At 46.8% G+C, this 26,461-nt stretch carries 21 protein-coding genes and 1 pseudogene; 8 read left to right on the forward strand and 14 right to left on the reverse strand.

Annotation, left to right across the window (positions count from 1 at the left end):
* A partial coding sequence (locus X919_RS0110580; RefSeq protein WP_028900078.1) for a transposase occupies window positions 1-265 on the reverse strand: 265 nt, incomplete at its 3' end.
* 336 nt (window positions 266-601) lie between these two features.
* Here X919_RS0110580 and X919_RS0110585 point away from each other — a divergent pair.
* The 3 genes from X919_RS0110585 to X919_RS15280 are packed head-to-tail and all read left to right on the forward strand — an operon-like array spanning window position 602 to window position 2,888.
* On the forward strand, window positions 602-1,489 hold the full coding sequence (locus X919_RS0110585; RefSeq protein WP_028900079.1) for a tetratricopeptide repeat protein: 888 nt from the start codon (window positions 602-604) through the stop codon (window positions 1,487-1,489).
* Window positions 1,490-1,519: 30 nt separating this feature from the next.
* Window positions 1,520-2,509 (forward strand): hypothetical protein, encoded by a 990-nt coding sequence (locus X919_RS0110590; protein ID WP_028900080.1) that lies wholly within the window; start codon window positions 1,520-1,522, stop codon window positions 2,507-2,509.
* A gap of 1 nt (window position 2,510) precedes the next feature.
* Window positions 2,511-2,888, forward strand: coding sequence for a hypothetical protein (locus X919_RS15280; protein ID WP_051502508.1), 378 nt, complete (start codon window positions 2,511-2,513; stop codon window positions 2,886-2,888).
* Between the two features lie 92 nt (window positions 2,889-2,980).
* On the opposite strand, the gene X919_RS0110600 is transcribed toward X919_RS15280, so the two are convergent.
* The 6 genes from X919_RS0110600 to X919_RS0110625 form a co-directional block, all read right to left on the reverse strand.
* Entirely contained in the window at window positions 2,981-4,537 is a 1,557-nt protein-coding gene (locus tag X919_RS0110600) for a sulfatase family protein (RefSeq protein WP_028900081.1), read from the reverse strand.
* A 339-nt stretch (window positions 4,538-4,876) separates the two neighbouring features.
* On the reverse strand, window positions 4,877-6,082 hold the full coding sequence (locus tag X919_RS15285; RefSeq protein ID WP_036917907.1) for an ABC transporter permease: 1,206 nt from the start codon (window positions 6,080-6,082) through the stop codon (window positions 4,877-4,879).
* A complete protein-coding gene (locus tag X919_RS0110610) occupies window positions 6,082-7,251 on the reverse strand; it encodes an ABC transporter permease (protein ID WP_028900082.1) in 1,170 nt (389 codons plus the stop codon). Before X919_RS0110610 ends, X919_RS15285 begins: the two co-directional genes overlap by 1 nt.
* Window positions 7,252-7,266: 15 nt before the next feature.
* Entirely contained in the window at window positions 7,267-8,250 is a 984-nt protein-coding gene (locus X919_RS0110615) for an HlyD family secretion protein (RefSeq protein WP_028900083.1), read from the reverse strand.
* Between the two features lie 26 nt (window positions 8,251-8,276).
* The gene (locus tag X919_RS0110620; protein ID WP_028900084.1) at window positions 8,277-9,776 is read right to left on the reverse strand and encodes a TolC family protein; all 1,500 of its coding nucleotides are present in this window, start codon (window positions 9,774-9,776) and stop codon (window positions 8,277-8,279) included.
* A gap of 105 nt (window positions 9,777-9,881) precedes the next feature.
* On the reverse strand, window positions 9,882-10,754 hold the full coding sequence (locus X919_RS0110625; RefSeq protein WP_028900085.1) for a hypothetical protein: 873 nt from the start codon (window positions 10,752-10,754) through the stop codon (window positions 9,882-9,884).
* A gap of 178 nt (window positions 10,755-10,932) precedes the next feature.
* On the opposite strand from X919_RS0110625, the gene X919_RS0110630 reads away from it, so the two are divergent.
* The 3 genes from X919_RS0110630 (at window position 10,933) to X919_RS0110640 (ending at window position 13,940) form a co-directional block, all read left to right on the forward strand.
* The gene (locus X919_RS0110630) at window positions 10,933-11,157 is read left to right on the forward strand and encodes a DUF4492 domain-containing protein (RefSeq protein WP_028900086.1); all 225 of its coding nucleotides are present in this window, start codon (window positions 10,933-10,935) and stop codon (window positions 11,155-11,157) included.
* A gap of 93 nt (window positions 11,158-11,250) precedes the next feature.
* A complete protein-coding gene (locus tag X919_RS0110635) occupies window positions 11,251-12,801 on the forward strand; it encodes a cytochrome ubiquinol oxidase subunit I (protein ID WP_028900087.1) in 1,551 nt (516 codons plus the stop codon).
* Window positions 12,798-13,940 (forward strand): cytochrome d ubiquinol oxidase subunit II, encoded by a 1,143-nt coding sequence (locus X919_RS0110640; protein ID WP_028900088.1) that lies wholly within the window; start codon window positions 12,798-12,800, stop codon window positions 13,938-13,940. Before X919_RS0110635 ends, X919_RS0110640 begins: the two co-directional genes overlap by 4 nt.
* A gap of 93 nt (window positions 13,941-14,033) precedes the next feature.
* Here X919_RS0110640 and X919_RS15290 read toward each other — a convergent pair whose 3' ends face one another.
* Window positions 14,034-14,495, reverse strand: coding sequence for a hypothetical protein (locus X919_RS15290; protein WP_051502509.1), 462 nt, complete (start codon window positions 14,493-14,495; stop codon window positions 14,034-14,036).
* Between the two features lie 150 nt (window positions 14,496-14,645).
* Window positions 14,646-15,065, reverse strand: coding sequence for a hypothetical protein (locus X919_RS0110650; protein ID WP_028900089.1), 420 nt, complete (start codon window positions 15,063-15,065; stop codon window positions 14,646-14,648).
* 274 nt (window positions 15,066-15,339) lie between these two features.
* Between X919_RS0110650 and X919_RS15700 the strand changes: the two genes are divergently transcribed.
* Window positions 15,340-15,960, forward strand: a complete 621-nt coding sequence (locus tag X919_RS15700; RefSeq protein WP_081759463.1) for a DUF4840 domain-containing protein — start codon at window positions 15,340-15,342, stop codon at window positions 15,958-15,960.
* Window positions 15,961-16,066: 106 nt separating this feature from the next.
* On the opposite strand, the gene X919_RS17305 is transcribed toward X919_RS15700, so the two are convergent.
* A complete protein-coding gene (locus tag X919_RS17305; RefSeq protein WP_253270135.1) occupies window positions 16,067-16,528 on the reverse strand; it encodes a hypothetical protein in 462 nt (153 codons plus the stop codon).
* Between the two features lie 357 nt (window positions 16,529-16,885).
* Between X919_RS17305 and X919_RS0110665 the strand changes: the two genes are divergently transcribed.
* Window positions 16,886-17,977: a metallophosphoesterase gene (locus tag X919_RS0110665; RefSeq protein ID WP_028900091.1), complete on the forward strand. Its 1,092-nt coding sequence runs from the start codon at window positions 16,886-16,888 to the stop codon at window positions 17,975-17,977.
* Between the two features lie 431 nt (window positions 17,978-18,408).
* Here the strand turns inward: X919_RS0110665 and X919_RS0110670 are convergent, their stop codons facing one another.
* The 4 genes and pseudogenes from X919_RS0110670 to X919_RS17310 all read right to left on the reverse strand — a co-directional run.
* Complete coding sequence (locus tag X919_RS0110670) at window positions 18,409-19,290, reverse strand: 4-hydroxy-3-methylbut-2-enyl diphosphate reductase (RefSeq protein WP_028900092.1); 882 nt, start codon at window positions 19,288-19,290, stop codon at window positions 18,409-18,411.
* Entirely contained in the window at window positions 19,291-20,352 is a 1,062-nt protein-coding gene (locus X919_RS0110675) for a DUF1573 domain-containing protein (protein ID WP_028900093.1), read from the reverse strand.
* Complete coding sequence (locus X919_RS0110680; RefSeq protein ID WP_028900094.1) at window positions 20,345-25,726, reverse strand: alpha-2-macroglobulin family protein; 5,382 nt, start codon at window positions 25,724-25,726, stop codon at window positions 20,345-20,347. Before X919_RS0110680 ends, X919_RS0110675 begins: the two co-directional genes overlap by 8 nt.
* A 562-nt stretch (window positions 25,727-26,288) precedes the next feature.
* Window positions 26,289-26,461, reverse strand: a pseudogene (locus tag X919_RS17310) (mobilization protein); the annotation flags it as partial.

Here is a 26,461-nt window from a genome sequence, read left to right on the forward strand (position 1 = left end):
AAGACAGGCGGTCGTTAACCTGATCTTCAACTTCTCCGTCACTCAGACCATACCAGGTGCGGAGTAATTCTATCTTGAATAAAACAAGGCTGTCATAGCTGGGCCAGCCAATAGACTTATAGCCTTTTGTATAAGCCACTTCTATTATAGCACGAATAGGTGCCCAATCAATGACTGTATTTATTTGTGAAAAGAATGTCTGCTTGACCTTTCTTTGCCCAAGGAATAGGTCAGCAAAACTTGGAGAGGATAGCTTTTGTTTCATACGATAAAGGTACAAAGAATATTTAAGAATGACAAATTGTAGAAGGAGTTTTGCAGAGGCCTCAATCTATCCAAAAGCATTGAGATTGCATGGTGATTACATTCATTTTGTAGTACGATTAAGGCCATATTACACGATAATCAAGGGTATATTACCCGCCCTATCTACATGCGTTTATTAACAGCGATGCAGACATCTATGTAAAAGGGATTTGGAGAATAAGCGCAGACCCTCGACTATCACATTATCAGCCCTTACGTTTAAAAAGGGAAAGCCACTTGGAAGCTATGCAGAAATTTGCTATATTTGTCAGCGGAAATCCATCAAAATATTGATATGAATCAGATTCTAACACTTGTTCTCGCAGCACTTTTTGGCCTCGACGCATGGGGACAGCAAAGCGACTATGCCAAATTTCAAACGTTGTTAACGCAGAAAGACACGGCAGCACTGCGCCAGTTCATCCCCAAATGGGAACAAAGCGCCGGACAATCGGGCGATACCTATGCGGCCTGGTGTAACCTGCTGTTAATGGAAGCGCGGAAAGAAATTTTGCAACTCTCGGCCGACACGACGATACATGAAGGGCTTATACTCATGGATTCAACGGGGAATAAGGCTGGAAGTATCACCGGCCTGGTGTGCTATGATGCCGAGAAGATGCAAAAACTTTATCAAAAGTTTGATGAGGGACTGGCGAAATATCCCGACAGACTCGATCTTTGGTTTGGCAAAGTTCATGTGCAGCTGCTCGATAACCATCCGAATGGCGCTGTGGAGACCTTACAAAAAACCATTGACCGCTCGGTGGTTAACCATCAAAAGTGGCTTTGGACGAACGACAAATCTACCCCATCAGCGCCCGAAGACTTCTTCTTCTCCACGCTGCAAGACTATTTCCGCCAACTCTACGATGCGAAAGAAGACATCGCCTCCACGGCGTTGGTGGATGAAGTGCTAAGGTGTTATCCCAAGAATATTTATTTCTTAAATGACAAAGGCGCTTTATTGGCTAGCCAAGGAAAGACAGAAGAAGCATTGAAGGTATTCCTGCAGTTACATGAATTGGCACCCAACGACGACATTGTGACCTCAAATGTTGCTTACCTTTATAAGGAGACGGGTAATAAAAAGCAGGCTCTTACATTTTACAAAAAGTTGTTGAAGAGCGAAAATGACGAACTTCGCGCTATTGCTAAGCATGAATTGGGAATAAAAGATTAATGGAATCGTTGATAAAAATGATTTTTAAAAATGGAGAAAATCACGTCTTTGGGATTGAACTTCATGCTTGTTTGGCTGCTGTTTAGCTGCCAACCTACATCCATTCGCCCAGAAGTTGAGCGCATCATTCTGCGGGTTGGCAGGTCTTACACACCAGGAGCTGTAGGCTATGAAGGGCGACTAACGCATCAAGATAAGGTTATAGACACGTTGGCCAGTGTGGCTTCGATTGACGAGCTCTATCTATTGGCTTCCTCAGATAGCGCACCCATGACACGATTAGCAGCCTTCATTGCCCTGATGCAGAAGCAGCCCGACATGGCAAAAAACCTTGCTTTGATGAACATGCAAGACCAAAGTTGTGTGCCAGCGCAATATAGTTGCAGCGGCTATCAGGAGTCGTTGGCCAATCTTCGCATCGAAATTCTTCAGCAGGAAGGTCGACATTACGGATTGACGAAAGCCGACTCAGTGGCTGTTGACAGCTGTGTTCTGTTTGCCTCTCACGTCAAGCATCTTGATTATCTCCGACAGTTACTGCGCCGAATTCCGCCTCATCGCATGTATTATACACGTGTAAAGTTCCTTTTCTTCAACGAGCATTACATTGAAGCCTTGGTTGCTTTGGCACGTTATCGCAAGACCGAAGATGTGCAATATGTTTTGGATGCGCTCCATGGGAAGGTGAAAGATCCCGCTGATGTTGATGCCTATTGGGAGTGGTATAACCGCATTCACACACCCAGCGCTACCCTTTGGGACAAGCTGCTGCGTTGGCTCCATTCCGAAAAAGCTGCTGATAAAGCCTACAAAGTGCCCGAGAAATGGTTTGATATGCATGCGCGATGGGAGTATTCGCCGGCAGATGACGACTATAACGATTGTCAGCGGGTGAAGGAATATGCCTTGCAATGCATTGCCGAAAACCCTAACGTGCCGGCCTATCGGCCTTACTTAAAGGCAGCGAAAGCCTATTATCATCAACAGATGTCAGATGACTTTAACACCACTGTGTATTGATATGAGGCAATCTGTCACTTTCCTTATTCTGCTTTCTGCAATTGCTCTACTTGCAGCTTGTGCTGCTTCGAGAAAGGCTGTCGCTGCAAAGCCTACACATGATTCTATAAACAAACTTATAGAAAAGACAGACACAACTTCTCACTGCACGTTGATTATTTTTTATGACAGCACCATCGGTAAACAACCCTTATTAAATTATGTGCACATCAAACAATGCACAGTGATTTATAATTATGCGAATTTTAATGCTATTGCCATCCAATTAGCTCCAAAACTCGATAAAAGAAAGACGATAAACGACTTGCAATCGGTGAAAGGTGTATTGCAAGTGATGGAAGATCAGCTCTTACATTTGGATGGGCACCACCCCAATTGATTCCTTAAAAAGGCTAAAAAAAGCGGGCACACCATTGTGTGTCCGCAACATTTGAGTTTCTGCCTTGACTCATACTGGTAAGTACTGCTTCGTTATTTCACTCCTTGCGGTGTGTTACGAATAGGGTCATCATATTGAACTTGCAAGCCTACGAGTTGCTTTTTAAGCTGCTGTGTGAGCTTCTCCGTGCCAGGACGCCCATAGATATTGTGCATCTGTGCAGGATCTTTCTGTAAATCATAGAGTTCCCAGCTATCGATGTCATTGTAGAAATGCATCAATGAGTAGCGTGGAGTGCGAATACCATAGTGCCGACACACCGAATGTTCGGCTGGATATTCATAATAATGGTAGTAAAGCGAATGGCGCCAATCGCGCGGTGTCTTACCTTTCAGCAAAGGTAATAACGAACGTCCTTGAATATCGGCGGGTACTTTGACCCCTGCTAAATCGAGAAATGTGGGGGCATAGTCGATGTTTTGCACCATATCACGATTCACACCATGCTTTCCTCCAGGCATATAGATGAGCAATGGTGTGCGGAACGACTCCTCATACATGAACCGCTTGTCAAACCAACCATGCTCACCCATGTAGAAGCCTTGGTCGGACGTGTAGACGATGAGCGTGTTGTCTAAGAGTCCTTTCTCGCGCAGATAGTCTATAACTCGCCCTACATTGCGGTCAACAGAATGAATCACGCGCATGTAATCGTGCATATAGCGCTGGTATTTCCACTCAGCAAGCGCATGACCCGTGAGTTTGTCTGCTTTAAACTTCTTGATGATGGGGTCGTAATGTCGATCCCATTGTGCACGTTGTGATGGCGTCATACGATAGTAATTGCCGCGTCCCCAAGCCTCTAATCCCGTGTTAGTGTGGATTTCGTTCTCATGATCGGCCATCTTATTGTCATAGATGATGTCCATATCTTTGATGATACTCATCTTTTGTTTCTGTGCAGCAAGTCGTCCTTCGTAGTTATCATAGAAGTTTTTAGGCAATGGATAGACTACATTATCATAAAGATCGAGATCGCAAGTGTCTGGATCCCACACACGATGGGGGGCTTTGTTGTGCATCAAGAGGCAAAATGGCTTGTCTTTATCACGCTTATGTTCCATCCAATCGATAGCCAAGTCGGCAATGATATTGGTGACATAGCCTGGCCGTTGCAGCTTCTTTCCGTTGCAAAGAAAGTCGGGATTGTAGTAATCGCCCTGGTTGATAAGAATATCCCAGTAGTTAAATCCTGTGGGCAATGAGGTGAGATGCCATTTGCCTATCATGGCTGTTTCATAGCCAGCCTGCTGCAACAACTTAGGAAAAGTTTGTTGATTACCGTCAAATGTCTTCGAGTTATCCGTAAATCCATTGGCATGACTATGCTTTCCCGTGAGCATACAGGCACGCGAAGGACCACTGAGTGAGTTGGCAACAAAGCTCTCTTGGAACTTCATTCCATGGTTAGCAATCCAGTCGATGTTAGGCGTGTTGATGAAACGATTGTCATAGGCACTGATGGTTTGATACGAATGGTCATCGCTCATGATATAAACGATGTTCATAGGTTTCTTTTGTGCTTGTGCAGGAATACAGGCACCGAGTGTCATTGTGCCCGTAAGGTAATAAAGAATGTTTGTTTGCATATAAATGAATTAAACTGATTAAACGAAAGATGATGCTCAATCAAGGCGTATTTCTACTAACCACTGGTGAGCGAAAGCATACACAATTGCAAAGATAGCAAATTATCTCTATTATGATGGAATTTCCTTCGGGTTTTATTGCCCATCCAACCCTCATGCAAAGAGTTTGCCACTATATCAATCAAGAAAGACATTCGAGCAGAGGCTCTGCCAACATATTAATTGAGAAATATATTAGGGTAGAACCTCTACCGATGAATTTCAGGAGAAACAAACAATTCGCATTACTTTGGATACACAACATTTAAGTTTCTCGATTAGTAACGCCCAAACAGCTTCTCATTTTCTCGCATTGAGGATTCGCCGACGCTGCAAAGCATACATCAACCAAGCCAACCCAAAATAGACAACAGCTTGTAACCACAAACCCATCAATTCTGGTTGAATGTCAGAAAGTGTAGCACCCATGCTGCTGATGCGTAGAAAACCGCGCACAGCAAAGGTTGAGGGGAAGAGGTATGAGACTGATTCCCATATCCAAGGCATGTTGCTTTCGGGCCATGAAATGCCTGTAAGGAACAGCAAGGGTACTGAAGTAAACACCACTAAGAGCATCACTTGCTCACGCTGTCGCACAGCAAAAGATAAGGCCATCGCTGCAAAAATAACAGCTAATAAATAGGGCATAAGCAAAGCAATAAGACTGCTTGCTGAGGCTAAAGCTGTGAAATGGAACAGGTGGGGGACTACCAACGTGAGATAAGTAGCCATGACACTAAACACCATAAAATAGAACAATGCCTTACCTATAATCAAGGTTAGTGCATTGGCTTCTGGAGTATTGACCAGCGTTGGATAACCTTGTCGGTTGCGTTCTCGAGCTGTTCCTGCTGCCATACCGATACCCAACAACAGTGCTTGCTGCATAATTAAAATCAAAACGCCGGGCAAAATGGCATTTCCATAGCCCCCTGTAGCATTGAAAATGGGAACCTCGGCAACGGCAAGCGGCTCAGTAGCCAACTCATCCTCATGTGCATTAAATGTGGGTTGCCGATGCAATAAGATACTTGAATTCAGCTTTGTAGCCACCGACTGCGCAGTTTGGAATACAGCTTTATAGGCCAACATGAGGCTCATATCGCAATAAACACTCACATGAGCCTGCTCTCCTCGATGGAGTCGCTCAGCATAGTTGCGCGGAAAATAAAGAATTCCATAACCTTCCTGCCGCCCCATACGCTGCCGTGCTTCATCAATACTGTTGCTATAAGTGGCCACTTGCACGTTGGGCGATGCATTAAACGCCCGAATAAAAGCACGACTCTCGTGGCTATGGCTCCCATCCACTACCACTACGGGCACTTCATAAACCACTTCGTTGTTGTAAATCCACGAGTAGAGCAAGGGATAAGCCAGGGGCAAGAGAAAGAAAAACATCACCACTCCCTGATCTTTCAAGGCCGCTCGAAGCTCTTGTGCCCAAATGTTGCAGAGGGTTTGCAACGCCGTTACCATGCGAGAGAGAAGCATTTTCAAATCCATTAGGGGAGATAGGTATAAAGCAACATCGCCCGTTTGATATTCCACAAACTGACAAATGGCAAAAAACAAAACAACAACAGTGCCAATAAATGGGGCCAAGCAACCAACATAGGAAAGCCATTGAACACGCAAAGCTGGTAAATCATGTAGTAATGCCGCAATGGAAAAAGTACTGCTACGGCCTCAAGCATTGGATTCATGGCAAAAATGGGGAAGGTAGCACCCGCAATCGAAAGACTCACTACCGACCAAAGCGAGCAAACACTCATAGCCATACGCAAGCCTGGCATGAGCCCAAAGATAAAGATTCCGAAACCTTGAGCTGCTAACAACGACAAAATGCCACAAAGCAAGATGGGTAAGAGTCCACCCGCATGAGGAAAATCTTGCACATAATAGATATAGAACTCGAAGGCATAAAATATCAAAAGCGACACCATAAACTGCGGAAGCAACTTTCCTACCAAGGCTACCCACGCACGATTACCAGCTAAAGCCAGCCATTCCCGACTCCGTTGAAACTTAATCTCGATGCCTAAGCTATAGGGAGTAAGCAAAAACACAAACAGCATGAGCAAGCCAGGCACCATCACAGTGGAGAGATAAACATTATAGTTGGCCCACGGATTTTGCAGCATGTGCAAATCAATCGCTATGGGCTGCAAGGTTGTTCTTATCTCTCGCGGCGTGCGTCCTAAGGCACTTAACTTTGCCTGTCCTACAGCAGCTGAGCCTAAAGCCGAGATGGTTTTAAGATCTTTAAACAGCAAAGACCCAGCCACCAACGTAGTATTGCTATAATAAAAAGATAATTTGGGTTGCGTGTTGGTACCCAATCCACGCGTCATCCCCTTTGGAATATAGAGAAATGCATAAATCTCATTGCGCTGAATAGCCTCGCGTGCTTCGTTCATATTCTGATATTGCGCCACTACTTGCGAGGATTGGAAAGCATCTAAGCGACGAATCATGGCACGTGAAGTAGCTGTTTGGTCCAAATCAACCACACCTACAGGCATATCTGTGGGTACACCTTGTGCCATCAATGATGTGAAAAACACAATGACAACGATTGGAAACACCACCAGACTAATCCAATAGATGGGCTGTTCGCGCATGATGCCACATTCGCGAACAGCAATAGTCCAAATCTGTTGCAAGGTTTTCATACCCATTACCTTCAGCTATTTCAAAATTAAACTCATTCCAGGGCGCAGACCTTCCATCTTTGTTAGAGGACGCGCACGCACCTCAAAGGTCTCCAAATCATATTGTCCTGTGGTCTTCGTAGCTTTCCATACCGCATAGCTACCTTGATCTTTCACATAATAGACCTTCATTCTCATCTCCTTATTAAACGCCGGCACAAACACAGAGAATGTTGTTCCAATCTTCATTCCCTTGAGCTGATCTTCCCGAATGTTGAATGTCCCCCACTGATCACTTAGCTCTGAAATGCTCATAATGGGCGAACCCAGCCCCAACAGCTCGCCCACCTTGGGATAAACCTCGCTCACTTCGCCTTCAACCTGCGCCACTTGAACCGTTTCTTTCAGCATCGAAGCAACCACTTCCACTGCGCCCAAAGCGGCTTTTACATTGCTGGCTGCCACACGTTTTTCTTGCGAACGGGCACCATTCTTAGCCATGTTATATTGGCTTTCGGCTGCCTTCACTTGCGCTTCCGACGCTTTAAAGGCCGCAAAAGCCTCATCGCGTTTCTGCCCACTAATCACCCCTTCGTTGTAGAGGTTTTGCATGCGATTATAAGTCTTCTTGGTAATTTCAGCCGCCGCACGTGCTTGTTGCAGCAATTCGAAGGCGCCTTGAATTTGCTCTTTGCGCGCACCTGCATCGGTTAAATCCTTTATCGCCTCGGTCGTTGCGGTTGTTGCTTGCGCCACTTTCTTCTGCGCATCCATCTCCGGAATTTCAATAATGGCCAATGTGTCGCCCACATGCACATAGTCACCCTCTTTCACTCTGAGCTCAACCACGCGACCCGGATATTTACAAGCCACCCGAAATTCTTCCACTTCCACTTCGCCTTGGATAATATCCTTCTGCTTTCCCAATGTGAAGAAACCGATAATTCCTACAATGGCCACCACAAGAATGATACCTAAGATGGCCAAATACATATTTTTATGTTGTGATTTTGTTGACATGATAATCTGTTTGATGAGTTTATGGGTTAATATTCAAGCACGCCTAATGCCTTTTGTAAATTCACTTGTGAGAGTCTCACCTCCACTTCGGCGTCTATTTCCTGACTCTTTGCCTGCTGCCATGCCGCTTGAGCCGCCAGCACATCGGTCGATTCTATGACGCCTTCTTTAAAGCCGAGCGTTGCACATCTGAGGTTTTCTTCGGCACTATGGATGTTCTTTCGCGCCATAACAAGCCGCTTATGCGCCTCTTTCACCTTGAATTGACATTGTGAAATTTGCAGGCTTATCTTCTCTTGTGCATCGCTCAGTTCCATCTGTGCAAAGCTCGTTGCCGCCTTGGCTGCCCGCACTTTATAAGCACCTTCAAACCAGTTCCACACGGGAACCTGCACCAATACGCCCACATTCCACGTGCCGGCCAACTTACGTTCGAAACCGTTAAACACATTAGGGTTGCTGGCAAAATAGCCTCCGGTGAGCAAAACATGCGGTAAATAGATGGCACGCACCAAGCGCTCACCTTGCTTTGTGAGGTCAACCATATTTTGAAGCATGCGCAACTCGGGACGATTTTCATTGGCCAAACCCTTGTCGGCCACAGCTTGTGGCTGTGCATCAAGGTTGAGCACACGTTGCAATGGCTGTTCATCAACCAACGACACACGCTCCTCTAAAGGCAAACCGCAAAGCTGACAGAGCAACATCTTGGCCAAAACCAATCCATCTTCCACCCGCGTCACTTGCATTTCAGCCTCATTCACACGCACATCCACCTTCAATCCGTCGGCCTTTGTGGCGACACCTTCTTGAAACATTTTCTGCACATCGCCCGACAACTTCTGCACCAAGGCCAAATAGCTGTTGGCTAATTGCTGTTTCTGTTTCAACGAAACAACCATCCAATAGGCCTGGTCTACATTATAAAGCGTCGCCTGGCGCTTGGCATTTGCATCGTTCTCGGCCACACGCTCATTGAGTTCAGCCATGCGATTGAGCGCCGTGATGGCTCCGCCCATATAAATAGGTTGCCGCACTACAACCGCCCCACCCCACATGTGATGGGTGTTGGTCTCAAGACTGTTGACAATATTCTGCCCCACTTGATTGCCCATGCCCGCCATGGGACCGCTGACTTGACTGAAAACATTACTGATTTGGCCTGCAACTGAGGGCGAAATAACCCCATGAGCCACCATGTTGGTGAGCAAACTCGACAGGTTTCCGCCGGCAGCAGCAGTAACTCCTGTACCCAAATGGTTGAGCGCATCCTTTTGATCTTTGCTCAACAACGAAACGCTTTCACTAAAATATTGATAGCCACCCACAACATCTACCTTGGGCAGATATTTCGTCTTGGCTGCCTTTCGCAGCTGCAAGGCTATCTCTTGCTTAAATTTCGCGGCATTAACTTGCTTATTATTACGAAGTGCCAATGCCCTGCAGCTGTCTAAACTCAAGGGCTGTTGCGCCGCGACAGGAAGCATTGCGCTCCACAAAAGCATAGCCGAAACAATCTTTCTCATTGTGTGGATATTTTAAAATCTATCACTTTTTTTCGCAATCTACTATAGATTGTCACAACATTACTATCATATTATGCACTAAAATAGCACACTTTATTCCACCTTTTATTTAAAGGTGAAACTCTTTGAGCCAATCATGTTGCCATCAACAAAGATGCTCACGTTATACGTTCCTTCCATCAATGTTTGCGTGACATTCCAAAAAAGGGTGACAGGAGTCTCTTGTCCACCATATTCTATGGTCTTCTGCATAGAGCTTTGCAGAGTCTTATTTTCATAATTAAAGCTACCGCCACCTCCCAAGAGATTGCCCGCAGGAGACGTAATGCGCACATAAACAACCTTATTTCCATTACCTGCAGTTACATTTTTCGTAATGGTGAAATTCAATTGCAAAGCGGTGCACTTCTGAATACTATTCGTTGTCTTCCCTTTTTTATTCTTCGCAACAAGGTTAATCCCCGTAGCATCAAGCTGGGCAGCAATCGCAACTTTCTCCGATAGCGATGCCTTTTCACTATTCAAACCTTCTATCTGGCGCGTTGCCTCTGCATATTGCCCTTTGATTTGCGTATTCTCGGCCGTGAGATTCTGGTTCAAACGATTCAACGAATCAATCTCCAGAACATAACTTCTCAGCACCTTTCGCACCGTAGCCAATTCGCGTTTGAGGCGTGCTATTTCAGCAGCATCAGTCGTTTTTACACGTCTCAGTTCGGCCAAAAGCTGTTGCGTTCGCTCTTGCTCTGCCGAAAGCTGCGCCACGATAGAGTCGTTGCTGATCTGCGTTTTCATTTCGCTATACTGATTGGCAAACTGCTGATACTCGTTTTCCATTTCCTTTTTATCGAGCTCTGCCAATTCTTGCATAGCTTCATTTGCTTGCTTTTGCTGATGCAATTTCACGGCAAAATAAACAACTCCTGCCACAAGAAGTAGCCCTACAATAAGCAATGGAATTAAAACTTTTTTATTCATATTTGGAAGTTCTTTTTGCGTCATCAAGTGGTACAAAAGTATCTATTTTCTCGTAAATAACCAACTTTTTAATGACTACAGTGTCTTTTATCCTCGTTTTCGTGCATTTTTGCGTAAAAAACGAACAATATAAAAAAATATTTTTATAATTTTATCGCCCAAAACCTATTATGCGAACATGGGCATCACTCATTTTTTTAAAAAAGCATTCTATCTCTACTACGACGGCTTTCGCCAAATGACATTGGGCAAAACGCTGTGGATGATTATTTTACTCAAACTGTTTATTATGTTTGCGGTGCTGAAAGTGTTCTTCTTTCCCAACTACATCGGTAGCAAAACACAACACGGCGGCGAGCCCACATTTGTCAATGAACAGCTCAAACAGCGCATGCCGAAATGAGGTAAAGAAAGAGAAGGGATACGCAACAACGCCATACAAAGCAGCATGGCGTGGATAAAAAGTTAACATTTTAAATTATAAAATTATATTACAATGATGTATCAATTATTAGACATCAGTGCCTCTACCATTGATTGGTCACGTGGGCAATTTGCACTCACGGCGATTTATCACTGGTTGTTTGTGCCCTTAACACTGGGGTTAGCACTGATTATGGGAATTGTTGAGACCTGTTATTATCGCACCAAAAAGCGTTTTTGGAAAGACGCTGCCAAGTTTTGGCAAAAGCTTTTTGGCGTAAACTTTGCTATGGGTGTAGCAACAGGTATTATTTTAGAATTCGAATTTGGTACCAACTGGAGCAACTACTCGTGGTTTGTGGGCGACATCTTTGGCGCACCATTAGCCATTGAAGGCATATTAGCTTTCTTCATGGAGTCGACTTTCGTTGCCGTGATGTTCTTTGGTTGGAAGAAAGTGTCACCAGGTTTCCACTTGGCTTCTACATGGTTGACAGGACTTGGCGCCACACTCTCTGCTTGGTGGATTTTAGTAGCCAATGCATGGATGCAATATCCCGTGGGGCAAACGTTCAATCCCGACACGATGCGCTTTGAAATGAATTCGTTTTTCGATGTGGCTTTATCACCATTTGCCGTTGGAAAGTTCTTCCACACGGTGACTTCCTCATGGATTATCGGTGCAGTTTTCGTAGTAGGTGTTTGCTCATGGTATCTACTCAAACGCAGAGAGCAACTATTAGCTGTAAACAGTTTGAAGGTGGCTACCATCGTTGGTTTAGTTGCTTCGCTCTTAGCAGCAGCCACAGGCCACGACTCTGCCTACCAAGTAGCACAGACACAACCTATGAAATTAGCCGCGATGGAAGCACTCTATCAAGGCGGAAAAGCACAAAGCCTATCGATAATGGCTGGTGTTTCGCCCTTCCAACAGCCCGACTATCTACACCAGCAAGAACCACCTTTTAAAGTAGGTGTGCCTTATGCGCTCTCGGTTCTGGCTACAAACAGCTTCGATGGTTATGTGCCTGGTGTGCAAAACATTCTTGCAGGCTACACTAAAAACGATGGCACAAAAGAGCCTTCTGTAGCTGAAAAGATGGAACGTGGGCGGCGTGCAATAGTAGCTTTGCAGCAATACCGCGCAGGAAAACAAACGCCTGAGGTGAAACAAACCTTACGCAATGACATGAAATATTTTGGATATGGCTATGTAAAATCGCCTGAGCAAGTGGTGCCTAACATCCCCATTAACTTCTGGGCGTTCCGCATCATGGTGGGATTAGGCATGCTCTTCATCCTCTATTTCTTGTTTGCTGGGCATATCACCTGGCACAAAAATATTGCCGATGATAAGTGGCGCTGGCTCTATCTCGTAGGCATTGCTTTAGTTCCTTTGGCTTATATTGCTACAGAGTCGGGCTGGATTGTAGCCGAAATGGGGCGTCAACCCTGGACCATTCAAGATCTATTGCCCACATGGGCTGCTGTGAGCGACCTCAATTCGGGTAGCATTATCATCACCTTCTTCTTGTTCCTCGCACTCTTCACCACAATGTTAGCCGTGGAAATCAATATTTTGTTTAAACAAATCAAAAAGGGGATGGAGGCCCCGAACGTATGAGTTATTCTTTCTTTCAGCACTATTGGTGGCTTTTAGTTTCATTGTTGGGCGCCTTGTTGGTGTTTCTTATGTTTGTGCAAGGTGCCAACTCGCTCATATTTAGCTTAGGTCACACGCCCGAAGAGCGCCGCATGGTAGTGAATTCGACGGGCAGGAAATGGGAGTTCACCTTCACCACTTTGGTTACTTTTGGTGGTGCTTTCTTTGCCTCGTTCCCACTATTTTATAGCACAAGTTTCGGTGGGGCTTATTGGCTTTGGATGACCATTCTCTTCACATTTGTGCTACAAGCTGTGAGCTATGAATTCCAAAACAAGCTGGGTAACCTACTTGGCACACGCACCTTTCAATGGTTCTTAATCATCAATGGACTCATAGGTCCGTTACTCTTAGGCGGCGCTGTGGCTACATTTTTCGATGGAAGTAACTTCTTGGTTGACAAGCAAAACCTCACCAATTTCATGCAACCCGTCATCAGCAAATGGGCAAATGCGAGTCATGGTTTAGATGCTTTGCTCGACCCATGGAACCTCATCTTTGGTTTGGCTGTATTCTTCCTGGCACGCGTTTTGGGCTTATTCTACATCATCAACAATGTAGATAACAAGGCCATCAATGAGCGTGCACATCGCCAATTGCTCTATAATGTGGTTCCGTTCTTAGTGCTGTTTTTGGCCTTTTTGGTGCGCACCTTGCTCAAAGATGGTTATGCCTATCAGCCCGAGACAGGCGTGATTTTCATGGAACCCATGAAATATCTGCACAATTTGCTTGATATGTGGTATGTCACACTCATCATCCTCATCGGTGTGGTGCTGTTGCTTTTTGCCGTGGGTCGCACGTTGTTGCGTCCCACTTACATGCGCGGCATTTGGCCAGCAGGTATTGGTGTGGTACTCGTGGTATTGGGATTGTTGCTTTGTGCAGGCTGGAACAACACCGCTTACTACCCTTCAACGGCTAATTTGCAAAGCTCATTGACCATTGCCAACAGCTGCAGTAGCTTGTTTACGCTCAAAGCAATGTCGGTAGTTTCGCTACTCATTCCGTTTGTTTTGGCTTACATCTTCTTTGCATGGCGCGCTATCGACCGCAAAGCCATTACGCAGGAAGAAATAGAAAACGACGAGGCCTATTAACACACTGGCCGACTGACAAACAAGAAAAGGGTAGATGCACTGAAGCATCTACCCTTTTCTTGCATACGAAGAGTGCTATCACCCACTCTAAACTCACATCTCATTACCACTATGTGCAAAGACTGCGCTAAGTCGTTGCACTATATATTTAGCTTTATCAATATCGTTGCCTATAGCTATCGACAGCTTTTTACCATCAGCACATGTGACAACAACTTGATAATCGTTGGTGGTATAAGGATTTGAGCGGTTGTTAAACGTCACATCTGTAATATCCTCTGCCGTGAGTTTCTGTTCCGCCACCACCACAAAGTCAGCATAGAAGAGCAGAGGTGGCTCATAGGTGGGGCTACCAAATGTGTGCACACTCACCACTTCGTCGGGCACACCATAGTCACGTTCCGATGCCTGTAAATAACTTTCCTCGTCGCTATTGCTGGCCACAACCATGCCATGCGATAACAGGCTGTGCTGCCTTTGCTTGCGATAAACTATAACAAGCGCTGTCACCACAACAGCAATCAACACTGATAAAATGATTGAAGGAATGTCCATAATTGGAGGATTGAATATTGTTTTGAATCGTAAATTATAAAAACATGTCTGCCTAAAAGATGCCTAAATGCACAGATGAAACTTTTAAGAGGATACAGGGTATGGGTTGCTGCGAGCTTTTCATAGGTCACATAGAACCGACGCGCCATCTTATTCTGTTAATTCATCGTCTACATACTTGCGATCAACAATCAAAATGAAGCAAGGCTGAATGGTGTAGCCTCGCTTCTCCACATGCTTCACCGTGCTTGTGAGATGCAACCTTCCACTTTCTTGTGTGAGCGCCACAGGCTTGAGGTCGTCCAAGGTGTCAGTCTCGGGCAACACTTTAGCCACAACAAACTGCTTACTGAAATCTATTTCGGTGGCCTTTCCACCATCACCCATAAAAGCAGCTATGCCAAAATGCTTGTCAAAATCAGCCTGTGTAGTAATTTTCAACAATGTGGGATGCTGCACTTTCCCCGCATAGAAATAATTATCTGTCTCTTTGAAGTCCACCACTCGTGGCTTATTTGAACATGCCAATAACAAAGCTGCGACGATCATCATCATCAAAAAATGCTTCATACGAAATGGATTTATTTTACGAATATCCTTTGCTTGCGCTTGAATTCTGTACACAAAGTTAGGCCGTACCTGCCGAAACACAAAGGAACTGATGTGCATTTTATTCTTTTTTAATTGACAACGATGCTTGATGATGCAAAAGGTAGTGCTGCCATCCATCACTAAGCTGCTGACTAATTTTAACACATTTCAGCTACGAAATCGCATAATAAATCGTAAATTTGCCAGCAACTAAGTAGAAAAAGAAATATCTAACCATCAAAATTTCAACAAAATGAAAAGATTTCAAGTAAAGATGTGGTTCATGGCTTGCATGGCTGTGGCAAGCATGTCACTCAGTTCATGCCTCAATGGCAACAGCAGTAATAATGAAGAAGACTGGTTTGGCACCCCCGCTGAGCGCTATCAAACGTTCCTCACCATGCGCGGAAATTATGCCGGAAAGCTCTATTTTCCAAAAGGAGTAGATGGTGATGGGAAATTTGAGAATGATAGTGTCAACGTGTATTGGAGTATGCTCACAGACTCAACGCTGGTGCTTCATACCCTTTCCCCTCGCGTGTTGACAACCTTTGTGAACGATGCTGCACTGAAAACAGCCATCAACACCTCGGCACCGATGACACTCAATTGTAAAGTGTTGTACACCAAACCGCAGTATAAGATGTTCTTTGCAGCCCCTAAAACTACCGAGCAACCCATCCTATTGAGTGGTGCAAGCCACAAAGTGAAATTCTTTGCGCAACAATTCACCAACTTCTCGTATGGGAAACGTCTTGATAGCAACAACGTGATGATGCAGTTGGTGTTTACAGCCATTCAGCTTGATGGCAGTTCAGACAATAAAACCGATAGAGAATTCCCCATCGTTTTGAAAGGCCAGCGCATGCCCTAACCTTGGTTGTTGCACTAAAAGTTTAGGACAAACAGAAAACAAAAAAGCGGATGCATCACAAGGTGCATCCGCTTTTATTAAATACAAATATTAAATGAAACTTTCTTTAGAAGTTGTAATAAAGGCTGAAGCTGATGTCGTTGCCATCAAGATTCAAACCATATTGGCTGTTCTTTACGTTGCTGCCGCTAACTTTGCTTTGGCTCCAACCCAAGAAACCTACGTGAGAAACAAACGAAAGACGCTCGTTCAAGTTAACTGCTACACCAGGACGCAAACCTGCTGACCAAGTATTAGCGCTGGGATTAGATGTACCATATCGGTGTTCATAGCCGAAACCGCCGTCAACAAACACGTTGATATACTTGGTGTGAACTGGAGTGAAACGAGCATAAGGATTGATGTCAAATGACTTCTTACCATTCTTGGTAGCACCTGTCCAACCAAAAACTGTACCTACAGCCCAATTCTCATTGAGGTTGTAACCTACTTCAGGGAGGAACTTGTAAGTAGTATAAGTATTACCACCGTTGTCGTGACCCTGAACTGCGAAACCACCACCAACTATCCTTGATGGTCTTCACACCCGAATATTGTTGTCGTGACCCTGAACTGCGAAACCACCACCAACATAAACTTGTGCATTTGCACTAATAGCCAAGCCTAAAGCTGCAACCATTGTCATTAAAATCTTTTTCATACTCTCTTATTTTTTATCCTAAAATGTTTTTAAATCGGCGGCAAAGGTAAAGAACTTTCATTGCACAGACAAAATCTTTTGCGTTAAAAAAACTAACATGACGTGCTCGCCATTCACCCGAGTTGCCCGCAAATAAAGGGTTTGCTGCTGGTTTCTGTCCACCATAGCGAGCGCTCCTCGTGCGCTTCATTTCGCCGATTGCCACTTTCTTGCTACCTTTGCGGCATGAGAACGCTTTTAATTCCTCTTATCTTGCTGCTCATGCTTGCCGGTTGCGGCTATGTGGGTCGGCGCATGTGGCTGCTCCTTCCTATGGATAACGCCTATAAAATGGTGATATTGGGACTGCTGATAGCCTCACTTTTGTGTTTCTTTTTCAATTTCATCGTAGGCTTAGACCGCTTCTCCTTGCCTGTGGCACGCGTGTTTTATGAGGTGGGCAATTCGTCTATTTTCATTCTTCTCTACCTTGCGATGCTCTTCCTTGCCTTAGATATAGCACGCCTCATGGGGCTCGTTCCACCCTCATTTTTGCGGCATAGTGTGCAGGGAACGCTCTTCGTAAGCGTGGCCATCGTGGGGCTTTTCGGCTACGGCTACCTGCACTATTATCACAAGGTGCGCGTGCCGATTGCCTTGTCATCGCACAAGCCCCTCCCCCAACCCAGCAAATTTGTCATGATAAGTGACATGCATTTGGGCTACCACAACACGCGAAACGATTTGGCGAAATGGGTGGATTTAATCAATGCCGAGCATCCCGATGCGGTGCTCATTGCAGGCGACATCACCGATTTCAGCATTCAACCGCTGCTCAAAGCGGACATGGCTGCCGAGTTTAGACGCCTCAACGCCCCCATCTATGCCTGCTTGGGCAATCACGATTATTATGCGGGCGAGGAAAACAGCGAGCGATTCTATCGCGAAGCGGGCATACATTTGCTGCGCGACACGGCCGTGGTCATCGGAAAAGGCATCGCACTTGTGGGGAGAGACGACCGCACCAACACGCATCGCAAAACCCTAAACGACATTATGAAGACCATCGATGGCACGCCATACACCATTTTGCTCGACCATCAGCCCTATCATTTGGAGGCAGCCGAGCGACAACACATCGATTTTCAATTCAGCGGACACACCCACAATGGCCAGGTGTGGCCCATCAACTGGATTGAGCGCGCGCTCTATGAAAAGGCTTATGGTGCGCATACGAGGGGAAAAACCCACTACTATGTGTCGAGTGGCATAGGCATTTGGGGTGGAAAATTCCGCATCGGCACGCAATCCGAATATTGTGTCGTAACGATTCAATAGCAACACGCGCTACCAAAAAACATGTGCGGCGTAGGGTACGCCGCATAGAATTGGGCAAAATAGTGTGCGGCGTAGGGTACGCCGCATAGAACTGGACAAAATAATGTGCGGCGTAGGGTACGCCGCATAGAACTGAGCGAAATAGTGTGCGGCGTAGGGTACGCCGCATAGAACTGGACAAAAAAGTGTGCGGCGTAGGGTACGCCGCATAGAACTGGGCGAAATAGTGTGCGGCGTAGGGTACGCCGCATAGAACTGGACGAAATAATGTGCGGCGTAGGGTACGCCGCATAGAACTGGACGAAATAGTGTGCGGCGTAGGGTACGCCGCACATTAAAGACAGAAAGGAGGGCGCTTCAAACGCTCTCCTTTCTGCATGCCGGCGCGAATGATGCGCCTTGCCCACCCAGCTGCCTATCAAACAGCACTGTTAGCGGCGCAAAATGTAATCGCGACACTCCTCCATGAGCCATTTGGGCGTGCTCGTGGCGCCACAGATGCCCACGGTTTTTGCCCCGTCAAACCAGCGCATGTCAATTTCTTCGGCACTCTCCACCTGATAACTATGTGGGTTTACCTGCAGGCATTCGTGAAACAGCACCTTGCCATTCGAGCTTTTCCGCCCGGCCACAAACAGCACCACGTCGTGGCGTGTGGCAAAGTTGGCGATGTTGGGCATGCGATTGGCCACCTGACGGCAGATGGTGTCGAAGCTCTGGAAGGTGGCGTTGGGCGAGATATGGGTTTGAATGTAGTCGATGATGTGATGGAACTCGTCCAAGCTCTTTGTGGTTTGCGAATAAAGGTAAATGCTCTTGTTGAAGTCTAATTGCTTCACATCGTCGAACGTTTCAATCACGATGGCGCGGCTTTTTGTTTGCCCCACGAGCCCCAACACTTCGGCATGGCCGTTTTTTCCAAAGATAACGAGCTGCGTGTCGCTCGGCATGTTGTTGAGCGTAGCAGCCACACTGTTTTCATATTGTCGCTTGATGCGCTTTTGCAACTGTAACACCACGGGGCACGTGGCATCGATAATCTCGATGTTGTTTCGCGCCGCGATGGCATAGGTTTCGGGGGGTTCGCCATGCGCTCTCAGCAACACTTTGGCATTGTGCAACGCCTTTAATTGCTCGTGGTTGATGGTGATGAGCCCACGTTGCGACAGCCGTTCCACCTCCATGCTGTTGTGCACAATGTCGCCCAAGCAATAGAGTGTGCCGCCCTTTGCCAGCTCCTCCTCGGCTTTTTTGATGGCTGTGGTCACGCCAAAACAGAAACCACTGCCGTTATCGATTTCGATTTGTAACATCTATCCTACTTTAATTTTCACCATCACTTTGCCCTTCTTGGGGTCGTTGGTAATCATCAGCACGCGCGGCGCACGTCGATTGCCCTGCATTTGGTCGGCAATGGCCGTCACCTTCAGGCGAGCACGCGTGCCCGGCACAATCGTTGTCTTGTCCAACGACACCTCTAAGCCGTTGCCCAAAAGTTGCAAACTGCGAATCTCCAACGGCGAGCGGCCTAAGTTTTCAATATCAATCTCGCCACGCAACTGCTTCTTTCCGCCAAATGTTCCTAAGTCGAGGCTGTCGGCCGAAAGCAACATTTGAGGTGCTTGCGCCTGTTGCTGCGCCGTCATGCGCTGGAATGCAGGCAGCAAAATGGCCGACACCTTAATCCGTTTCTCCTCAGAAACTTTGTCGCCAGGGCGCATACCCAAATAGATATCTGTGGTGGTGAGCCCGAAATCGCGCAGCTCGCGCGAGTCAAGAGTGATGGTAGCCACCCCCGAATGATGGGGACGCAGCTGCGCGGGCGACAGCTTGGCCGAGAGATAGTTGGGCAGATGCATGAGCACCGGCTGCAACGTTTCGTTGGAGTTGTTGAAGAGATAGAGTTTGGCGGTGGGGCAATCGCCACGGTTAACATTGTCAAACTCGATGTCTACATCGTTCACTTTCAGTTCGCCCAACGTGTAAGGGTATTCGCCCGTATACTCTTTCAGCTCGCGCACCACTACGCCTTGCAGCGTCAACAGCAAGGGCTCTTTGCTGGCATTGCTGTAAACGGCCAACTGTTTGTGGAAATGTCCCAATGTTTTAGCATCATAAACGGCTTCAATTTTAAACTCTTTGCCCATGCCCACCGACGTGGGATAGTTGACCGTTGTGCAGCCGCAACTCGTGCGCACCTCGCTAATCTTAAGCGTTTTCATTCCTTTGTTCTTCAATGAGAACGCAACTTTCACGGGGCGGTTATACAACACTTGTCCCACCCGCATCACCTCTTGTGAGCTGCTGATGCGCTGGGCTTGCAAGGTGGTTGCGCCCAGCAGCATCGCCAATAATAAAGTTTTTCTGTTATTCATTCGTTAGTTTTATTGCGCGATCACGACCGCTGAATTCCGGACTATAGGCGCACTTGGCCGTGCAAATGCCACTGTTGTACTCGCCTTTGCGGTCGATAAAATATTCCGTTTCTATCACATGCTTTCCTTTACTCAACTGATCGAAGAAATAGCGCGTCTGCTTGTCGCCGGGCATATAGTAATAACCCCAATCATAACCGCTGAGTGGGTTGACGGGTTCCAAGCAAGCAGCACGCTCATCGCTCACCTCAACAAAGTCGAAATCGTGCGAAGCCTCAAGGGTGATGCGCACTTTCACGCGGTCGCCCACCTTCAACCGGTCAGCGTTCACAGCTGCTCCGTCGGTCGTGAGCACCTCACGTTTCACACGCAAACCCGTGCTCTGCGCCGTGATGTCGCGAAGGGGTTGCGTAAACTCGGCAAACACAGCCCCCCAACTCATGTCGTTCGAGGTTTTGTCCACGGTGAGATTGCCAAAGGTTTTACCCGTCTTCTCGGCCGTCGCCACTGCCGTTTTCGAGGTACCCATGGTCATTTCCAAAGGTTTCCCATCCAACATCAGCTGTGCATTTCCAGTCTCCTGCTTCAACAACTGCAGCTGCCGCGCATCCATAAACGCATAAACAGCTTCAACAGCATTGAGGGGCGTGTCCCATTGCTGCGTGTGTTTGCTCTGCAACAACCATTGCTGCATCTCCTGAATGGTTTGCTTATCCCCCGGTGTTACGAGCCGCAATGCCTCAATGGCAGCCGTCTCGGTAGGGATACGATAGTCAAACCACGAATATTCTGCGCGCGACGCATCATAATAGCGTCCCATTTCGGGCGTGCAAACACTATATTGTTTCAAACTCTCGATATGCTGTTTAGCCAAAGCTGTGTTGCCATTGCGCGCCAAAACCACCGCCATCACCGCCTTGCCATAAATCGAAAACAGGTTATGTTGTTTGGCCACAAGCTGCAAAAGATATTGCTCATCGGGCGTCGTGAGTTTGCCTTTCTGCAACGAAGCAATATAGAGATATTGCAACAGTTCCTCGTTAGGCACAAACTTTCCGTTCCTCCTGGCTTCAGCTTTGCGCAATTCTGCCACCTGCTTCTTCACTTCTTGCGCCAAAAAGCGCATCGCATTTTTCAGCAAGGCTTGTGTAGCCGTTTGTCCATTCAATAGGAAATTCAGTCGTTGCAGCATCTTAGCCACCGACAAGGTCGCATAGAACGAGCCGCGCATGCCGGGCATCCAAGCCAACGAACCGTCGGCGTTTTGCAGCTGACGCAAGCCAAACAGTGCCTCTTCCTGATAGCGTTTCATGGCAGCGATGGAGTCGGTTTGTCCCACCTTCTGCAGCATGGCTATCGACAAAGTGTTGGCAAAATATTTGGCAGCCAATGCAATGGCATCTGTGGGATCCGCCGAAGCGACCGACGGCAACGCCTCAATCATGAGCCAAGCAGGGTGGTTGGCATATTTCACGAGCAAGTGGTTATCTGCCCGTTTCACAGGGAAGAGGGCATCTAAAGCGATGGTCTTCGTGCCCGCCTGCGTTTGCATGAACGCCACGGTGTTGACAACCTTCGCTTCATCCGACAGAATCGGCAGCAAATGCTGTTCACCATCACTGAAAGTAGCGCCAGAAACCGTCATGCGACAAATCACGGCATCGCCCATAAAACCTGCTGCTTTCAACTGTTCGGGCGCAAAGACAAAGGCTGCTTCCTGCGTTTCGTTGGGTTGCAAGTTGAGTGTCTTCTGCTCCGAAAGCAACAACTTCTCGGTAGCGGCATCCAAAAGTTGCATCGTCACCTGTGCCGAAAGCATTTGCGAAGTGGTGTTCACCACGCGATTAGATAGTGTAGCCCTGTCGCCCATACGCACAAAACGGGGCAGATTGGGCATAATCATAACATCTTTTTTCGCCTCGGTTACACCAGCAATCACTGCACTCTGCATGTCTTTATCGTGCGCATAACCCAAGAAGTTCCAAGTGGTCACGCTCTCGGGCAAGGTGAACTTCAACGTGAAATTGCCCTTGCCGTCAGCCATCAGTGCAGGGAAGAAGAAAGCCGTTTCATGCAAATTCTTGCGCACCGATATCGCAGATGCTACTGGTTTTCGCTGCTCTGATGTCACTTGTACACCGCTTGCGGCTCCTGTTAAGGACACTTTTTGCTCGGCATAGCCCGTAACAACCACCTCACTGAGCGCCGCACTTTCTTCTTTTACCTCCATATCGTATTTGGGAACCGGCGCAACAAAGACTTTTGCCGCACGAGCACCATATAAACGGGCTCTATTCTGCATATCAAAACCATTGAAGTCGCCAATATGGGTGAACTGAAGTGCATTCACACGCAGAGGCTTAAAGGGTTGCTCGCTATAGAAACTCATCTGTGGCGACCACAGATTATTCCACCTGGAAGAAGGGGTATCGAGTTGGAAGTTAATGTCTGTGTCCCACGTATGCTGGCTGAAAGCATCAAGACTGGCATCATAGAGGGTAGCCACCAACTGGGCTTGCACGGGCTTTCCATGCTTGTCGCTCACGTGAAGCGTCCAGGTTTCTTGTTGTCCGGGCATCAAACGATTGCGGAAAGTAGTCCATTTCAACTGCAAATCCATCATGGGAATGGGACGTCTGATGGTTGTTTCATGGCGATAGAGCACCCCATCTTTGACCCATGCATAGACCAATCGCACCCCATCCTTATAAGCTTCTTGATAGGTTAGCGTACGTGTCTTCACCTCGTTGCTCAACGACAACTGTCCACTTTCAAGCACTTTATCGCCAGCCAACACGCTATAATACACCATCACCTGCGAATCACGGCTACCCACCTGCACATAGACAGGCTTGCCATCGGCAGGGAATTGCGTGGCCGAACCATAGAACCAATCGGGCGTATCTGCAACCATCGCTTTATCCTTAACATCAAACAACACAAACGACCGGCGCAAAGTGTCGCCCTCGCAAACGGCTTCTATGGTGTGTTTACCATTCTCCAGTGTCGACAAGGGCAAGGTAACCGACTTATTGGCAGCGACGGTGTAACGGGTATTATCCAACTGATAGTTTACCATAGCATCCACCTTTTCTCCCGCTAAGTTGAGATACTGAAAGGTGATGGGCTTCAGGCTGTCGCGCTCTATGCGCTCAGCCATGGCAAAACGGAACACCCCTTTGCGATTGCTCAACGGCAGTTCCATGTCGGCTTCGTGGCTCTCGCCGGCCTGATCGGTAACAGTTGCGTGCAACTCATAATTGTAATAACGGGGCAAGGTGGTTTCGCTTTCAGGCAAATGCAAGGGCAACAGAAAACTGAAACGTCCCTCAGCATCGGTCTCAACCGTATCTTTCAAAACATCTTTTGTCGTTTGATTTGCGATGCGCCACCAAAAATAATTGGGACGAAGTGTGGCTTCATATTTCACTTTTGCATGCTGCACAGGCACCCCGGCATAGCTCTTCGCCACCCCTTCAATGCGAATGGTGTCGCCATCGGCATAGTGTTGCTTATAAGGAGTGAATGCCACATAGAAGTTGGGACGCTTATATTCGTCAACCACAATCGTACATACGTCATCGTCATCCACCGTAATACTATATTCACCTGTCTTGCCTTCTTTCGGAAGGTCTATCGTCGCCTGTGCCGTTCCATAATCATCAGTGCGTAGCTTTAGCTTTTTCACTGCGTCTCCATCAGCATTTTCCAGGGTCAACGTCACCTCCTTTTGGCTATCGACATGTGCCTTTTTGGCTTTATCGTCGCGTGTAAAAGCCACCACACTCACCTGCACTTGTTGGCCGGGGCGATAGATTTTGCGATCGGTGAACACCATGTAGTTCTCTTCCTTGTAGGCATCTTTTTCTTTATCCTCATAGCTCTCGCCTTCTGAATAATAGGAGTTATCAAGTGTTGTCAAAGCAAAATTATCATCGTTTGTAAAGGCACGATAGCCACTTACATAGTCGTTTTTGCCATATTGCAGCATCACTTCGCCCTTTTTATCGGCGGTGAGCACCAGCTTTCGATCTTTGTTTGCACCATTGCTCGAAACAATATCAACACTAATCTTCGCTCCCGGCACGGGATTTCCAGTGGTAGCATTCACCGCAACGAGGCGCATTTGGTCGTTAGGCAATTCGAGTGCTAACACACGCAGGTTGGAAACATGGAGCAATCCACGCGCAGGCGGCACGTCTTTGTCCTCGGTTTTAAACTCAACCAAATAGACACCTTGCTTCAAAGGAGCCAGCGTCATCGAGTCGGCCACCACTTTATAAGGTGCATTGCCCACGTAACGATGGGTTTGCGACACGGCTGTCTCGGGCAACAACAGGCGCTGTAGGACGGCATAATCCTTCGTGTTTTTGGGATTAAGATTTGTGACCTCGGTTAGACGCAAGCGCGTTACAGTCATCGTGAGCGAAGGGATATTGGTGATTTGCATCACCTTTATTTGATGCTTCACACCCGGACGGATTTCCCTTTTACCGAAATTCACTAAGAACGACGGCAAGGTGAGCCGGCTTTGTTTGTTACGCAGCACATTCATACGCGGCCATTCGCCCCATTTTTGCAAGGCATAATTCAAATAACTCATCTTTTCACGGGCGGGCACATCATTGGCTCCGTCCATAAATTCATATCGGGCAATGGCCAATTCGCCTGCAATGGGCAGGTCGCCATAGCGCGAAATGAACGAGTCTAACCGCTGCAGATAGACCGATTTCCGTGCCAACGACGACGCATTATTCTCCGTTTGTCTCAACAACTGCAATGCTACATAGCACGCGGCACTGCGATTATCGTGGGCGTCATACCATCGATGCAACGTGGCATAATCGCCCACTTCCATACCGATGACATGCAACAAATCGTTGTTGAAATATTTACTGTCGACCCCTTCAACCAACAAAGGCACATAATCAGTCGCCTTTGTGCCGGCCAAAACGGCAGGATTGGTCATCGCCAAAAGCTTATAACGATTGGCTACTGCCATCGAATCCTTGTTCCAACGATGAGCCTCATAATAGCCTTTATACAACAGGCAGTTGTAAACGGCTGCCAAAGCCTTGTCGGTTTGCGCAGCACGTTGAGCCGAAACCTTAAACGACTGCAACTGCGAGGCTAAAGAGTCGGGTGAAATCTCGTCCCACGCCGCCATCAAAGACAGCTGCGCTTTCAGCAGATTGCCATACGACTTCTCGGCCTTAGCCTTGGTAACAATCTTTTGTAATGTGTTGATGGCCGAGCGTGGTTGCCCTTTTGCTTGCCATTGTTCAACTTGCTTCCACAACGTGGTGTAACCATTTGCCTGTGCCATGAGCGGCAAAAACAAAAGGGAAAGCATCCATACCGTAAACTTCTTCATATCGCTTTGTCTTTTCGTCTCATTCCATCTGCCACGAGCGCGCATCAACATGGGGTTTCAATTGATCCGAGAGATGGTCGCAAGGAGCCAACAACGCACCGTACATCACAACGCATCACACCGGAAAATTTAGCCCATCCGTACGCTTTTCCATGCAAAGATAATGTTTTTCCCGCATATCTTTATTACAATAAGGTGTTTTATTCGTCACCCACCCCAAGCATACTCCTTGCGATAGCCTGCCATGTAAATGGTAACGAATATGGGATGCAAATCAAATCTCGTATGTTTTACACGACAATCCCTATTATTTCACGGGCAAAGATAATTCTTAAAATATATCTAATTGAAAATAAAGAAGTTACCTTATTGCATAAACTAAACAGGTAACGATTTGGAAACGAGCTAACTGCTTTTAGTCGCAAGTTTCTGCATTAACAAAGAACGCTTGTTATTCTATTTGCAAAGATAATCATTTGCTTTGAATAACAAGCGTTTTGATGAGTTTTTCTTTCTTTTGCATCATCTGTTGTTTGGGAAGATTAAAAAATGAGGATAATGATTATAATCCTCTTCCTCTTTTCTTCTTTTTCTTGGCTTGGTTTCTGAGCCTGTGCTGCCATGCTATCTCGGCGTAGTCATCGCCATGTGTCTGCGGATTGATTAACCCGCCTGCTCCGGAAATGATTTCTTCGGCTGTATTTAAGGCGGTACCCACTACGTTGCCTACGGCTT

Origin of the sequence: Prevotella sp. HJM029 (assembly GCF_000599605.1) — a bacterium.
Lineage (GTDB): Bacteria > Bacteroidota > Bacteroidia > Bacteroidales > Bacteroidaceae > Prevotella.

What these genes read in the sequence shown, in the direction of transcription:
- X919_RS0110585 (WP_028900079.1), top strand. Translation starts at nt 602, where the DNA reads ATGAATCAGATTCTAACACTTGTTCTCGCAGCACTTTTTGGCCTCGAC.
- X919_RS0110590 (WP_028900080.1), top strand. Translation starts at nt 1,520, where the DNA reads ATGGAGAAAATCACGTCTTTGGGATTGAACTTCATGCTTGTTTGGCTG.
- X919_RS15280 (WP_051502508.1), top strand. Translation starts at nt 2,511, where the DNA reads ATGAGGCAATCTGTCACTTTCCTTATTCTGCTTTCTGCAATTGCTCTA.
- X919_RS0110600 (WP_028900081.1), bottom strand. Translation starts at nt 4,537, where the DNA reads ATGCAAACAAACATTCTTTATTACCTTACGGGCACAATGACACTCGGT.
- X919_RS15285 (WP_036917907.1), bottom strand. Translation starts at nt 6,082, where the DNA reads ATGGATTTGAAAATGCTTCTCTCTCGCATGGTAACGGCGTTGCAAACC.
- X919_RS0110610 (WP_028900082.1), bottom strand. Translation starts at nt 7,251, where the DNA reads ATGAAAACCTTGCAACAGATTTGGACTATTGCTGTTCGCGAATGTGGC.
- X919_RS0110615 (WP_028900083.1), bottom strand. Translation starts at nt 8,250, where the DNA reads ATGTCAACAAAATCACAACATAAAAATATGTATTTGGCCATCTTAGGT.
- X919_RS0110620 (WP_028900084.1), bottom strand. Translation starts at nt 9,776, where the DNA reads ATGAGAAAGATTGTTTCGGCTATGCTTTTGTGGAGCGCAATGCTTCCT.
- X919_RS0110625 (WP_028900085.1), bottom strand. Translation starts at nt 10,754, where the DNA reads ATGAATAAAAAAGTTTTAATTCCATTGCTTATTGTAGGGCTACTTCTT.
- X919_RS0110630 (WP_028900086.1), top strand. Translation starts at nt 10,933, where the DNA reads ATGGGCATCACTCATTTTTTTAAAAAAGCATTCTATCTCTACTACGAC.
- X919_RS0110635 (WP_028900087.1), top strand. Translation starts at nt 11,251, where the DNA reads ATGATGTATCAATTATTAGACATCAGTGCCTCTACCATTGATTGGTCA.
- X919_RS0110640 (WP_028900088.1), top strand. Translation starts at nt 12,798, where the DNA reads ATGAGTTATTCTTTCTTTCAGCACTATTGGTGGCTTTTAGTTTCATTG.
- X919_RS15290 (WP_051502509.1), bottom strand. Translation starts at nt 14,495, where the DNA reads ATGGACATTCCTTCAATCATTTTATCAGTGTTGATTGCTGTTGTGGTG.
- X919_RS0110650 (WP_028900089.1), bottom strand. Translation starts at nt 15,065, where the DNA reads ATGAAGCATTTTTTGATGATGATGATCGTCGCAGCTTTGTTATTGGCA.
- X919_RS15700 (WP_081759463.1), top strand. Translation starts at nt 15,340, where the DNA reads ATGAAAAGATTTCAAGTAAAGATGTGGTTCATGGCTTGCATGGCTGTG.
- X919_RS0110665 (WP_028900091.1), top strand. Translation starts at nt 16,886, where the DNA reads ATGAGAACGCTTTTAATTCCTCTTATCTTGCTGCTCATGCTTGCCGGT.
- X919_RS0110670 (WP_028900092.1), bottom strand. Translation starts at nt 19,290, where the DNA reads ATGTTACAAATCGAAATCGATAACGGCAGTGGTTTCTGTTTTGGCGTG.
- X919_RS0110675 (WP_028900093.1), bottom strand. Translation starts at nt 20,352, where the DNA reads ATGAATAACAGAAAAACTTTATTATTGGCGATGCTGCTGGGCGCAACC.
- X919_RS0110680 (WP_028900094.1), bottom strand. Translation starts at nt 25,726, where the DNA reads ATGAAGAAGTTTACGGTATGGATGCTTTCCCTTTTGTTTTTGCCGCTC.